The organism is Rickettsia asiatica, assembly GCF_007989425.1.
In the GTDB taxonomy this organism is placed as follows: domain Bacteria; phylum Pseudomonadota; class Alphaproteobacteria; order Rickettsiales; family Rickettsiaceae; genus Rickettsia; species Rickettsia helvetica.
This window is the reverse complement of the sequence record NZ_AP019563.1, coordinates 971387-985065: the sequence shown is the minus strand read 5'-3', so window position 1 is coordinate 985065 and position 13679 is coordinate 971387. Positions and strand designations below refer to the sequence as shown.

Sequence of the window (13679 nt, the reverse complement as noted above, 5' to 3'; positions counted from 1 at the left end):
TCTTTTATAGTTTCTTGTATTCTACGCTTATAGCATCAACAAAATCCGGTGTTTCACGTAAAGTAGTCCTAGCAGCACTACCTAATTAATGCAATTCCTGCACCTACCCAAAATGCGATACGCCAATTAAAGCCATAGGATGTAACTAAGGTTGCTACGCCAAGGGCCAAAGTTAATCCTAAGCTAGCACACACCCCTACAAATGTTACGGCAGGAAAGCGTTTAGGAACTCCGACAGATTCCGTTAAATATAATTCTGCTCCTACTCTTTCCCCCATGGATGATATACCTTGCACTATACAGCATATTGTTACTATCCAAGCGGTACTAGCACCTACTTGGGCATAAGTAGGAAGATTAACCATAACGATGCAAGAAAACGACATTAAAATAGTGGTAATAATGACTGTGGATTTCCGACCTATATTATCTTCTATCCAGCCAAATAATAAAGCTCCTAAGGGGTCTAAAAATAAAAGTAGAACAAAAAGAAAAAGCGGCAAGAAGTCGATTAACGTGAGTATCATATTACGGAAAGAAAAGCTCATTAAGTAGTACTGCCATATGAACATATAGCATAAGATCAAAATACTCTAAAAAGTACCTATAGATAGTAAGCCTATAGCCCGTTTTTGTTCTCTGTGTAAACTTTTTTGTTTTTTTTCGTATCCCAACACAATTTTTTCTAAAAAGTTAATTTATAGAAAGGTTATATTGAGAAGATTTAAAGTCAAGGAAAAAGTTACAATATTTTATGATTATACTTATTTAAAACTTCTTTGACTAATGAATTTGTTATTTTTCTTTTGGACATTAAGGCAACATGGTTAATATTTTCTAATATTTCTATGATTTTAGAATATTCCCTAGGCAAATTTACTAAAAGAAAATCTATTATTTGTCCGGATATTGTTACCGAAGAAATAGAAAAATGCTTAAATATTAGAATTTTGATTAATTCATCGTCAGGTGAGTTTAATACAATACTAAGTACTGATTTAATACGTGAAGATAAATCGGGTAAAGTAAAATTTCTGCTTTTATCAGATGAGGTAAGTAAAAGATATTTTTGTTTTTCGTTAATAATATTAAATATATGAAGTAATACTGGCTCTTGCCAGTTTTCAATATCTTCAATGATAAAAGCATTATATTGTTCTAAAATTTCTTCATTAAAAAAAATATCTTTAATAATATAGGCATTGCTTAAATTTTGCCATATTTTGGTTAAATAAGTTTTGCCTGACGAAGAAGGTCCTTTAATTAATAAAGTAAATTTATAAGGATTAACGCCAAAGCCGCACTGCCAATTTTTTATAATATTATAAGCTTGATCGTTAGAACTAGAAACAATAAATTCATCAGGATGATATTTATTAGAAGTAGTAAAACGAAATATATATTGCTGCACTGTTATAAGAATTTTTTAGCCGTCTGTTCTATAGAATTTGCTAGATTTATAAAATTTAATTAGATTCAAGAGTAAAATTTTTGTAATCCCTGCAATCGGTATAGCAAAAAATATTCCAATAATTCCAAATAAACTGCCGCAAGCAAAAATCGAGAATATAATCCAAAGAGGATGCAACCCTATTTTATCACCGATAATTTTAGGGGTTAAAATATAAGACTCACAAATATTCCCGACTAAATAAATCATCATTATATATAATAATTTTGCGGTTATGCCGAAAGTTAAATAACCGATAATTAGAGTCAAAAGAAACGATATAAAAGTACCGATAAAAGGAATAATAACTAAAAACCCCGTTAAAATGCCAAGTAAAAGAGCAAGATCAATACCTATTACGGTAAATGCAATACTATAATAAGTAGATAATAATAAGCAAATATTTAGCTGTCCCCTTATGTAAGCAGATAACAGATTATTAATTGCCGATAATATTTCAAGGATTTTCGGTCGGGTTTTTATAGGTAATAATGATTTCATGTTTGTAATAATTTTAGCCCAATCACGTAGGAAATAGAATAATATTATAGGTATAAGTAAAAATAAAACAAATATGTTAATGGTAATAATGGTATAACGCCAAAAATTATTAGCAATACTACCAAGTATAGTAAATATACTATTTATAAAATTGCTTAAAGAATTCTTGATTTTATCGGCAATATCCGGTTCTATCGAATAAATTTTTGCCATTATAGGCGGTAATATTTCTGCCTGTAAATAATTTTTATATTTTGGAATATTATTTATAAAAGTAAAAATTTGTCCATAAATTATCGGCACTAAAATAGTTAAGCTTAAGAAAAATATGCTCAAAAATATCAGATAAATTATGCTTGATGCAAATTTATTTGATATTTTAAATTTTGATGCGATAAAACCTATAGCAGGTTGTAGTAAGTAAGATATTATAAATGCGATAAAAAATGGTTTTACTGTGTCTGAAATTAGCATAAAACCGCTTATAAAAAGCCCTAAAAAAACTAGCCAAAATATAGCGGTTCTATTCATATTCTTCTTCCCATTTTCTATACTCGATGAACTTCAAAAAGAGCTAGGAGTTCACAAGGCGAGGTGAGCTGCGTATACTTAATACGTGAGAACCGAAGCTCTTGTAGAACGACAATGCCAATTTTTGAAGTTCATCGAGTATTAAGGTTTTTTAACTACTTGCACGGTGGCAGGACGAAGTAGTCTATCCCTAATTTTATATCCTGATTGCATTAAAGTAATAATGCTATTCGGTACATGATCAGGATGTTCTATCTGCGAAATTGCATTATGTAAATTATAGTCGAACATTGATCCTATTTCCGGTTTTATTTCTTCAATATGATGTTTATGAAAGATTTTGTCCAGCTCATCTTTAGTCATTTGAACGCCTGCAATAATATTTGTGACTTCTACATCAGAATTTGCCGGTTTATGTGCTAATGCTCTTGAAAGATTATCACTAACATTTAGTAGTTCTTTAGCAAATGTAGCAATTGCATAATCTTTTGCTTCGTCACGTGCTTTTTCTAAACGCTTTCTTGTATTGTCTATCTCGGCAGTAGTTCTAATTAGCTTGTCTTTTAGCTCTTCAATTTCTGCTTTTAACGCTGTTATCTCCGGATTTGCCGTTTCAACTATCTCTTCAGCAATATCATTTATTGTTTGTTCATTATTTTCTATATTATCATCTATCATATTATTTACTTTATATTTATATTCTTTTTTGAGATATATAGATATAATAAAAACTTTTTCAATGGTATACTCGTTTAATTTGAAAAATTGGCATCGTTACTTTTCGCTTATAATCCTCACGTATTATATATAGGCTGTGGTTGTAAGCTTCAAAGTGCCTTGCTCTTTTTCAAATTAAACTTCGTCTACCGATTCTGTGTATTTATTAGGAGTACAAATTGTATTATGAGACAGTCAGGAAGAAAAAGCAACCAATTACGTCCTATTTCATTAGAATTATCCCCGCTTATTAATGCGGAAGGTTCATGCCTTATTAAAATCGGTAATACCCATGTCATGTGTAGTGCTACTTGCGAAACTACCGTACCGCCATTCTTGAGGGGACAAAATCAAGGCTGGATTACTGCCGAGTATGGTATGCTTCCCGGTTCTACATCACAGCGTATTAAAAGAGAAGCGGCACTCGGAAAACAAGGCGGAAGAACGCAAGAGATACAGCGTTTGATAGGTAGGGCTATGCGATGTGTAATTGACTTGAAGAAACTAGGTGAGAAGCAAATTATCATAGATTGTGACGTTATTAATGCTGACGGCGGTACTAGAACAGCAGCAATAACGGGGAGCTACGTAGCGTTGCATCTAGCTATTAGATCCTTGATGAAAAAGAGAATTTTAAAAGTAAACCCGTTAATTAGTCAAATTGCAGCTATTTCTTGCGGTATATATAAAGGCGAGGCGATACTAGATTTGGATTATTTAGAAGATAGTGATGCCGAAGTGGATAGTAATTTTGTGTTTGCAGGTAACGGTAATTTAATCGAAGTACAAGGCATGGCAGAGAAAAATCCTTTTTCCGAAGAGCAGTTTTTAGCAATGTTAAAACTTGCTAAAGGCGGAGCTGCGGAATTATTTAAACTACAAAATCAAGTGTTGCTTGGGTCTTAGAGACATTAATTATATGGTTCTTTTGATGTTATTCCCACATAGGCATTGTTACGTGGACCGGGAAATGCTCTTGATGTCATTCCCGCGTAGGCGGGAATCCAGTAAAACATATAAAAAATAAGTTTTTTATATGTTTATTTTATCAAATTATGTAAAACTTCTGTATCAATATTAAAGTTATTTTTCTGGATTCCTGCGGAAGCAGGAATGACATCGTGATACACGCAACAATGCCCCGCCTATGTGGGAATAACATCGATTCATGCAACCAAAGCTTCCGCAGGAATAATGGATTTATTAAGCGTATGGATTATCATCAAAAGCAATATGTTCACCTGATAATTGTCTTATCTCGATTGGTATTATTTATAAATACCTTATGATTAAGATCTGTTACTTTAACATTACTAATATGGTCCTAAGATCAATTCCTTAATATCACCTATGGTTTCAAACGTAACACGCTGATTAGCTCCAATTGTTATTTTATCGGGGGATATATTATATTTGCTGTTCTACTTTCTTCGGTAAAAGTAATAGTGCTATATTTTGGGTCGTTCATATTTTTCTCTTTGAATGAATTTTAAGTTGTGAAATCATTACTGCAATATTCCATATACTACTTCAATTAATTTTTTTTAAATTTAGCTCTTTACTCAATTTATAATTGCTATTATAGTGCATTTTTTAAATTTAAGTGGCTATGGCATTAAGATTATATTATGGTCTAATGCTTTATAATTATTTTTGATATTAATAAGGTACATGCCTCGGCATGGTTGTTAGAGCAGGGAAGGTATAGATATATTGTAGGAGGCAGTAAAGTTAATAAGATATCAAAAAACGAGAAAAAGCAAAGAGAAGAAGACATTCTATACATACATCAGAGGTTAGCAGCCCTACAGGAATATCTAAAAACGATAAATAATTCGGGTCTTCGTGCAAAAATCTTACGACAAATAAAAAGATTAGAGCAGAAAATAGTAGAATTATTATCTTATCAAGATGAACAATTTGTAAGTAGTACTATAGAATATGGCATTACCGATAATCAAAATATGGGAGTACATTTTTTGTACACAGAAGATAAATTTTTGAATGAAAAAAACATAAGCACGGATGCTTCTATTTACTATAAATTGAAGCTATTTGAAGATAACGATTTTGTTATTTCGGCTCAGCCTAAAATTTTAATGAGTAAGAGTAAAAAACTTAAAGAAGATTTTTTAGGGGAAGTATCATTATTAATGGGAATGTCTAAAAATATCCGCTCTGTTACTATCTTTAATCAAAATGTATTTAGCTTTGGACATTCAATTAATAATATAGATTCTCGGAAGATGTATTATAATTTTTCTACTTGCGAGGAAATTAAATTTAAAAACGGCATAATGCTTACTAGTTTTACAAAATACCATATTCGGCAAAATTACGGTTATGTATATGGTAGTTCGGTTTATGAACAGTTAGGTATTGCCAAGATAATTAATTTCGGTAAGGAAAATAAAAATTCAATCACTACTCAAATCGGTTATTTTTGGGATCGCAGCCTTTCAAATAAGAAATATAAAATATCAGGTATAAGTTTTCAACATGGTTAGATGTATAAATGAAGATATAATATTACAGATAATCAGAGATAAAAACTTATTAGGTAAAAAACAAGCTACTAGTTTAAAAGCTATTATCGAAGAAGCAATTATCGATAATGAGATAATGATTGATATTATTATATAGAAAATAAAATATTGCCGCTAATAAGCAATATTTCTTATATACAAGCCTATGTAGTGAATGGTTATTTTATATATGAAGATGTTCACGGTAATAAAATAACTGCTATAAATGATCTAAAAATATTGTTTAGTAATAATAATATTTTTAGATCTATAATGCTGATCAAGAAATATTATTTTTATAAATTATTAGAAAAAAATTTCGCTCATTTAACTAGTATCAAAGCAAAATATGCTCTTGAATTTAAAGTCGGACCGATTATTGCTAAGAATATTAATTATACCAATAAAATAATAATATTTTTCGTCGTGTTTATAGCCACCTTGATTTATCTGCCGGTTTTATTTCATGTTGCTAATAATATAAGCTATTGTTTGCAAAATATTTTAAAATCTCTGTTGTTTATAAGGACAGTAAGAGAATTGCCTTTGGTACGGTTGCATGGTTCTTTTGATGTCATTCCTGTGAAAGATTGCTTGGATGGATACCAAAGTCGTCATTGCGAGCGACTGAAAGGAGCGTGGCAATACATAAAAATGATAAAAAAATGCTATGCATTTTTTACTGGATTGCTTCGTCAAAATTTTCAATTTTTCCTCGCAATGACGACGAAACCTATCCACGCAACAATGCCTTACATAGACGACAAAGCAAGTAGTATCCAAGATTATCAGGCGAAACCAAAAATTTCTCAAAATGAGGAAAAAGCTTTACCGGTTTATACAGTTTTAGTGCCGTTATATAAAGAATTAAGTAAGTTAAGGTCAATAATTAAAAATATTTCATTAATTAATTACCCAAAAGATAAGCTAGATGTTAAAATTATTATCGAAGATGACGATTATCTAATGATTAAAGAAGTAGCCTTATATAATTTACCGTCTTATTTTCATGTTATACTTGTTGTTCCGAAAAGTCTACCAAGAACTAAAGCCGAAAGCCCTTAATTATGCTCTAGAATATTCACGTGGTGAGTATCTAGTAGTATATGATGCTGTGAAGATAAACCTGAATCTGAACAGCTACTTAAAGCTCTAGCAATGTTTAGAAACTTGCCTCTAGAATATGCTTGTCTTCAAGCTAAGCTCAATTTTTATAATAAAAATGAGAATATTTTAACCAAAATGTTTAATATAGAATATAGTTTATGGTTTGAATATATCTTGAAAGGATTTTAAGTTTGCTAAAACTTCCTACACCTCTTGGTGGTACTAGTAATCATTTTAAAACGGATATATTAAATAAGCTTGGAGGATGGGATGCTTATAATGTAACAGAAGATGCCAAGCTTGGTATAAGAATTTACTCACAGAACTAATAAAGTAGCTATTCTTGATTCCTATACTCTAGAAGAAGCTCCGAATAGTTTAGGTAATTGGCTAAATCAAAGATCACGTTGGATTAAAGGCTTTTTGCAAACATTTTTTGTATTTAAAGCACAAAAAGATAAATACCAAAAGTTTACTTTATTGCAAGTAATAACAATTTATATTTTCATCGGCTTATCTACTTATAATTTTTGGAGTTTACCCTTTATAATATTTTCTATATATTATAAATAAAAATTCTATAATTAATTATTTATGGCTTATTAATAGTGTTTTTTCGCTGTTATATTTATATGGTACTGCCCTATATATATTAAAGAATTCTTTAAAAAGCGGAAAAGTAAAATTTCAGGATATAGTAGCTTTGATCTTATGGGCTAGTTATTTTATATTACATTACATACTGTAGCTTCATATAAAGCAGTATTTGAAATAATTTTTTGTCCGTTTAAATGGAGTAAAACTAAACATGGAGTTAGTTTAGAGGATTTTGAGAAAGAATAGACCTCTTATATACTTTGAGTAAATGAAGAGTTGTTATACGAAGTTCGACTTGGAAAAGAGTAATCTAGCTGTAAGCTGAGGAGCGGCAGCGGTTATTAAATGTTCAGCATCCGAGGACTTATAGAGCCATTGTCACTAATTTTTCAAGTTGAACGAGTGTATAACCTATCTTATAAAGAAGAATTTGAAAGAGGTCTAATAAAAAAAATTATTCTTTCCCCTTGAACTAACAAAAATAAAACATATATAGTATGTACATTTAAAGAATAATTGGAGGTTAAAATGTCTTTTAAACCATTACATGATAGAATTGCAATAAAGCCTATCGAACACGCAGAAAAAACTAAAGGTGGAATTATTATTCCGGATACCGCAAAAGAAAAGCCGATGCAAGGTGAAATAGTAGCCGTAGGTAACGGTATTCGTAATAAAAAAGGCGAAGTTCATCCTTTAGAGCTAAAAGTAGGCGATAAAGTTTTATACGGTAAATGGGCAGGTACCGAAATTGAAATTAAAGGCGAAAAACTGATCGTTATGAAAGAAAGCGACGTATTTGGTATTATTAATTAATTATTTATTTTAAGGAGAAATTAAATATGGCAACAAAACTTATTAAACACGGCTTAAAAGCTCGTGAGCAAATGCTAGAAGGCATTGATATACTTGCAGATGCAGTAAAAGTTACTTTAGGTCCAAAAGGCAGAAATGTACTTATCGAGCAATCATTCGGTTCACCGAAAATTACCAAAGACGGTGTTACGGTTGCAAAATCGATTGAGTTAAAAGATAAAATTAGAAATGCAGGAGCTCAGCTATTGAAATCAGCTGCTACAAAAGCTGCAGAAGTAGCCGGTGACGGTACTACTACAGCTACGGTACTTGCTAGAGCTTTGGCTCGTGAAGGTAATAAGCTAGTAGCTGCTGGTTATAATCCTATGGATTTAAAGCGTGGTATGGATTTAGCGGTAAACGCAGTAGTAGAAGAAATTAAAAAATCTAGTAAAAAGATTAATAGTCAAGAAGAAATCGCACAGGTCGGTACTATATCTTCAAACGGCGATAAGGAAATCGGTGAGAAAATTGCTAAGGCAATGGAGGAAGTCGGTAAAGAAGGCGTGATAACCGTTGAAGAAGCAAAGAATTTTAGCTTCGATGTTGAAGTAGTTAAAGGTATGATGTTTGATAGGGGTTATCTATCACCGTATTTTGTAACGAATTCCGAGAAAATGGTTGTTGAGCTTGAAAACCCTTTCATCTTACTATTTGAGAAAAAATTATCAAATTTACAACCAATGTTACCTATACTTGAGGCTGTAGTGCAATCACAACGCCCACTATTAATTATTGCTGAGGATGTTGAGGGCGAAGCTCTTGCAACGCTTGTAGTTAATAGATTACGTGGTGGTTTAAAAGTTGCGGCAGTAAAAGCTCCCGGTTTTGGTGATAGAAGAAAAGCAATGATGGAAGATATTGCTATCCTAACTAAAGGTGAGCTTATTACTGAAGATTTAGGTATGAAGCTTGAAAATGTGAGTATTAAGAGTCTAGGGACGGCAAAAAGAGTAACAATTTCTAAAGAAAATACCGTAATTGTTGACGGTAGCGGTGATAAGAAAAATATTGAAGATAGAGTACTGCAAATTAAATCTCAAATAGCTGAAACTACTTCTGATTATGATAAAGAAAAACTCCAAGAGCGTTTAGCTAAACTTTCCGGCGGTGTTGCCGTGTTAAAGGTCGGCGGTGCTACGGAAGTTGAAGTGAAAGAGCGTAAAGATCGTGTTGAAGATGCACTTGCTGCTACAAGAGCGGCAGTTGAGGAAGGTGTTGTTGCCGGTGGCGGTGTAACATTACTTCATGCATCACAAACTTTAACAAAGCTTAAAGTAGAGAATAAGGATCAACAAGCAGGTATTGAAATAGTAATAGAAGCTTTAAAGGATCCGCTAAAACAGATTGTTGAAAATGCTGGTGAAAACGGTGGCGTAGTAGTTGGTAAATTACTAGAACATAAGGATAAAAATTATGGCTTCAATGCTCAAGATATGCAATATGTCGATATGATTAAAGCAGGAATTATTGATCCTGCTAAAGTAGTGCGTACTGCACTTCAAGATGCTGCTTCCGTTGCTTCGTTAATTATTACCACGGAAACTTTAATTGTTGACGAACCTTCTGATAAGGAAGAACCAATGCCAATGCGTGGCGGTAGCATGGGTGGTATGGATTTCTAAGTCTATATCTCCATAAGATAGGTAAGCAGCAATAGGTCTAATAAACTCGTCTTGTTGTATTGCTCGTTTCCGTCATTGCGAGAGGAGGCATTATTGCGTGGATCGATTTTCCTGTCATCCCCGCGTGAGCTTGTAGCCGGATCCAGTTTAAAATACTAAAATTTTAGTATTTTAAGTTGCTTTTATGGATATCGTGGTCAAGCCAAGGTATGACGCCGAATGCGTTTTTTCGATCCACGCAGACAATGCCTCCTCGCAATGACGATTTTAACAACGTTCGTACAACACATGATCAAGTTGCAGTATGACACTGAAAAACTGATTTATGCAACAAATGGGTTTTAAAGCGATTCTTCGCTTAATTTAAAAATAAATTCTTTAATAAAACTCTTCCCCAAAAAATAAAATATAGAATTTCTTGTAATTATTTCAATAAATGATTGTAAATATTTTTTAATTAATTATAATAGTTCAACCTTTGATATTTATCCTATGAGCCTGTTAACAAAAATCTCTTTAATTATCAATTAAAGTTATTTTTGTTAACAGCCTTAGATAGGATGATCAAAAGGTTTAAAACGGTTTTACGCCTTAATTATTAAGAATAGATTTCTTATTGAAGCTATGGGCAAGGTTAATCTATAATGTATATATTCGTTTAATTTAAAAAATTAGTAATAAAAATTTCTAGCTTTTGGTTGGTTAAACTACGCTAACTAAAATTAGTAAGGTTTTAGAAAAATTACTATTCTTATTTTAAAAAAATCTTATAATTTATACAGTTAAGAAAGACTAAAATAAGATAATTTAAGTTTTATATGTAAAACTTAAAAAAATTAGGTTCTAAAAGAAATCTAAATAATGTGAATTTAGGAATACAAGATAAAATAATAGGGTAGTGCGAAGCTCGCCACAAGCTTAATTTTTCCTATTAATATTTCTAAAAATAGCAAATTAATTAGAAATATTAATAGAACTTAATAAGTTTATTGCTTTAATTGGTGTTTAGTTATTCGTAAGTATAACTATTAACTGAATTAGTATAAATTAAGGAGGTAGTTTTGCTCCAAAGGGTTATTAAATATTTAAATCATAATTTATCTAAACATGATATTGCTGCTCAAATAACAGGTAGGATCAAACATCCAATATCAATTTTATATAAATTATATCGTAAGGGTATAAAGTTAGAAGAATTAACAGATATTTTTGCGATAAGAATAGTGGTAATAGATGAAGAGAAATGTTATAAAGTTTTAAAAGTAGTTCATAATCTTTATGAGCATGAAAAGAATAAATTTAAAAATTATATTCTTAAGCCTAAACCAAACGGCTATCAATCTTTGCATACTATTATTATAACTGAAGATAATTATAAAATAGAGATACAAATACGTGATCATAAGATGCATTATCATGCAGAGAGCGGTGAAGCTGCACACTGGAAATATAAAAATAGTTTTTAGCTGATATACACTTCTTTCTAAATGAGTATGCAATACTACTTTAGAAAGAAGTGTGAAATAATGAGTATCCAAGATGAAAGACGGCTTCTATCTTGGATACAAATTTAATTTATTTTTTTATTTTATATTATTTTGAAGTTTTAAAAAGAAATTTCGTAAACCGACTTTTTGAAATATTTCTTTTGGCTCTGAAGGGAAATGTTGCTTGATAAAATTAGTGCAAACATTTAATAGTTGTTGTTCTACGGTTCATATTTCTAAATAAGCTGCTATGAGTAAGAAGCTTTCTATAGTTTCTTTTACTGTTTCTAAAACCTTTTCTGGAGATTTAGCATTTATAGTTTGTAAATTATGTAGGCGATCAAATACTTTAATAAGTGCGATATCATATCTTTGTTCTTGGATTAGTAAATTTAACATTTCACCAGAGCTAATTTTACCATATGGCTTAATTCTTGTTAAACGTTCTATGCTATCGGCAATATTCTTATCAAAAATTTTGCTAATATCAGCATGTATAAGTATTGTATCCTCTATAGTATCATGAAGAAGGGCAACATTTATCATATATGATTTGTAAAGTTTAGGAAGAGCCGTAAAATCTACAAGCATGATTGCAACTTCTATAGGATGAGAATAATAAGGTTCCCCTGATTGACGCATTTGAGAAGCGTGATATTTACGGGTATAATAAGTATCAATATCTTCCATAAACCTACTAATTATTTAAACTTCTTGCAAAAGGAGTATATGCATACAATTAGTATAAAATATTTTTATAAGAAAATTAATAAGATTTTAGAAAGACATGATATTGATAATCAATGGTTAAGCACAAATTAAACTATATCTATGATTTTTAAATAGGGTTAATTTTTGTGATTTTTTTACACAGTTATATTACATTAATATTAATTTTTGTTAATGTAATAAATTGAATATATCACTATAATAATAGCTAGTAGCTTAAGTAAAAATATAAAAATAGTTAATAAAATTTAATCAAAAGAAAAGCATTTTTTTATTTATTCTCAAATATTTTTTCACTTTAGTGGTTTATAACTTCTTGCAATATATTAAAAATTTAGTAAGCATTGTTAATTGTAAAGGTAGATTTATTATTCAATCTATTTTTATTTCAAGAATATTTATAATTTTTAGCAATTAAACTAAGAGGTTATTATGCCGTTAAATTATATGATCACAGCGAGATGGGAAAAAGAGCAAGCTGATTGGTATAATCCATTACATGTTACAATCAAAAATAACACTGATCAGGATCTAAATTCACCTGAAATAAGTTTTGACATTAGTAAAACACAAAATATTAGCGGTGAAGTTAGAGCATATACCGGTTTTGCTCAACAAACATTTACTCCGCCTGTAATTAAAGGAAATTTATCAGAACATTTTTCACTACTAAAGGCTAAAAGTTCTACAACTTTAACGTTTGGCGTTAATTTTTCTAATACTTCTACTTATCCCGCATTACCAGAAAAATTTACTTTAAATGGTAAAGAAATAGTAATACCTGAAGATCATAATCCTCCTACACAGCCAAAAGATATAGAAACAGTTTCTGCTGCCCTATAAGCATTGGTTTACATTGGCAAGAAAATACTGACAATGAAAACAAGGAGTTGAAGGATATGAAGTACGCTATAAAGCAGCTAATAAAGGTACAGAGCATACAGTATTTACTACAACCAATAGCATTTGCTTTAGGCGGTCTTACTGCAAATACAAACTACGATATTAATATTGTGGCAAAGGACTATGTCGGTAACACTTCTGTTTCAACCACATACCACGCTTCTACAGATGCACCTTTAGCAGGTCCTGCACGTTGGCAAACCGGTACTCAAATTAAAGGTTCTCCTTTTGTTGATGCCACTTCTTGGCCAACACCTCCTATTGATCAGTGGTCTAACGACTCAGGAGTAAAAGGATATTTTCTAGGATTTGTTACAGCTGCTCTTGCTAGTAAAAGCATTGGTCATACCAGCAAAAATACTACAGAAGTAAAAGCTTGTTGGGGTGGTAGCTTAAATATCTATGATGGAAATAATGGTGAGAGTTATAATGGGGATGTAACGGTTTCTGATTATTACAAATCTTATATTAATAACATAAGAGCAAAAGGCGGTGATGTGATTCTGTCTTTTGGTGGTGTATCAAATAAGCCAATAGAAGGACCAATAACAGATATTAAAAAGATTGTTGATATTTATTTAAAAACTATAAATAATTATAAATTAACTGCAATAGATTTTGATTTTGAAGGTGGTTTTTAGCTCATAATGAA

Annotated in this window: 15 protein-coding genes and 1 pseudogene; 11 read left to right on the top strand and 5 right to left on the bottom strand. The window is 31.0% G+C overall.

Features of this window, described 5'->3' with window-relative positions:
• Positions 1 to 77 precede the first annotated feature (77 nt).
• The 4 genes from RAS_RS05800 to grpE form a co-directional block, all read right to left on the bottom strand.
• Positions 78 to 527, bottom strand: a complete 450-nt coding sequence (locus tag RAS_RS05800) for an MFS transporter (protein ID WP_232049180.1) — start codon at positions 525 to 527, stop codon at positions 78 to 80.
• Positions 528 to 742: 215 nt separating this feature from the next.
• Entirely contained in the window at positions 743 to 1411 is a 669-nt protein-coding gene (locus tag RAS_RS05790) for an HdaA/DnaA family protein (RefSeq protein ID WP_147143157.1), read from the bottom strand.
• Between the two features lie 15 nt (positions 1412 to 1426).
• On the bottom strand, positions 1427 to 2482 hold the full coding sequence (locus RAS_RS05785; RefSeq protein ID WP_147143154.1) for an AI-2E family transporter: 1056 nt from the start codon (positions 2480 to 2482) through the stop codon (positions 1427 to 1429).
• A gap of 141 nt (positions 2483 to 2623) precedes the next feature.
• Entirely contained in the window at positions 2624 to 3160 is a 537-nt protein-coding gene (gene grpE / locus RAS_RS05780) for a nucleotide exchange factor GrpE (protein ID WP_147143152.1), read from the bottom strand.
• 225 nt (positions 3161 to 3385) lie between these two features.
• Here grpE and rph point away from each other — a divergent pair, with 225 nt between their 5' ends.
• The 9 genes from rph (at position 3386) to RAS_RS05735 (ending at position 11374) form a co-directional block, all read left to right on the top strand.
• Positions 3386 to 4105, top strand: coding sequence for a ribonuclease PH (gene rph / locus RAS_RS05775; RefSeq protein ID WP_147143149.1), 720 nt, complete (start codon positions 3386 to 3388; stop codon positions 4103 to 4105).
• Positions 4106 to 4884: 779 nt separating this feature from the next.
• Positions 4885 to 5706: a hypothetical protein gene (locus RAS_RS10000; protein ID WP_232049179.1), complete on the top strand. Its 822-nt coding sequence runs from the start codon at positions 4885 to 4887 to the stop codon at positions 5704 to 5706.
• Positions 5699 to 5842, top strand: coding sequence for a hypothetical protein (locus RAS_RS09995; protein ID WP_232049178.1), 144 nt, complete (start codon positions 5699 to 5701; stop codon positions 5840 to 5842). The genes RAS_RS10000 and RAS_RS09995 overlap by 8 nt, the downstream gene beginning before the upstream one ends.
• Before the next feature lie 11 nt (positions 5843 to 5853).
• Positions 5854 to 6789, top strand: a complete 936-nt coding sequence (locus RAS_RS09990; RefSeq protein WP_232049177.1) for a glycosyltransferase family protein — start codon at positions 5854 to 5856, stop codon at positions 6787 to 6789.
• A 93-nt stretch (positions 6790 to 6882) separates the two neighbouring features.
• Positions 6883 to 7020: a hypothetical protein gene (locus tag RAS_RS09985; protein WP_172616142.1), complete on the top strand. Its 138-nt coding sequence runs from the start codon at positions 6883 to 6885 to the stop codon at positions 7018 to 7020.
• 2 nt (positions 7021 to 7022) lie between these two features.
• Entirely contained in the window at positions 7023 to 7160 is a 138-nt protein-coding gene (locus RAS_RS09980) for a hypothetical protein (RefSeq protein ID WP_172616141.1), read from the top strand.
• 796 nt (positions 7161 to 7956) lie between these two features.
• The gene (locus tag RAS_RS05745) at positions 7957 to 8244 is read left to right on the top strand and encodes a co-chaperone GroES (protein ID WP_147143147.1); all 288 of its coding nucleotides are present in this window, start codon (positions 7957 to 7959) and stop codon (positions 8242 to 8244) included.
• A gap of 26 nt (positions 8245 to 8270) precedes the next feature.
• A complete protein-coding gene (gene groL / locus RAS_RS05740; protein WP_147143144.1) occupies positions 8271 to 9908 on the top strand; it encodes a chaperonin GroEL in 1638 nt (545 codons plus the stop codon).
• Between the two features lie 1061 nt (positions 9909 to 10969).
• Positions 10970 to 11374: a bifunctional (p)ppGpp synthetase/guanosine-3',5'-bis(diphosphate) 3'-pyrophosphohydrolase gene (locus RAS_RS05735; protein ID WP_147143141.1), complete on the top strand. Its 405-nt coding sequence runs from the start codon at positions 10970 to 10972 to the stop codon at positions 11372 to 11374.
• A 117-nt stretch (positions 11375 to 11491) separates the two neighbouring features.
• Here the strand turns inward: RAS_RS05735 and RAS_RS05730 are convergent.
• Positions 11492 to 12067: pseudogene (locus RAS_RS05730) on the bottom strand (HD domain-containing protein); the annotation flags it as partial.
• A gap of 489 nt (positions 12068 to 12556) precedes the next feature.
• Here RAS_RS05730 and RAS_RS09975 point away from each other — a divergent pair.
• The gene (locus RAS_RS09975) at positions 12557 to 12967 is read left to right on the top strand and encodes a hypothetical protein (protein WP_232049175.1); all 411 of its coding nucleotides are present in this window, start codon (positions 12557 to 12559) and stop codon (positions 12965 to 12967) included.
• Positions 12968 to 13023: 56 nt separating this feature from the next.
• On the top strand, positions 13024 to 13668 hold the full coding sequence (locus RAS_RS09970) for a glycoside hydrolase family 18 protein (RefSeq protein ID WP_232049174.1): 645 nt from the start codon (positions 13024 to 13026) through the stop codon (positions 13666 to 13668).
• Positions 13669 to 13679: the final 11 nt, after the last annotated feature.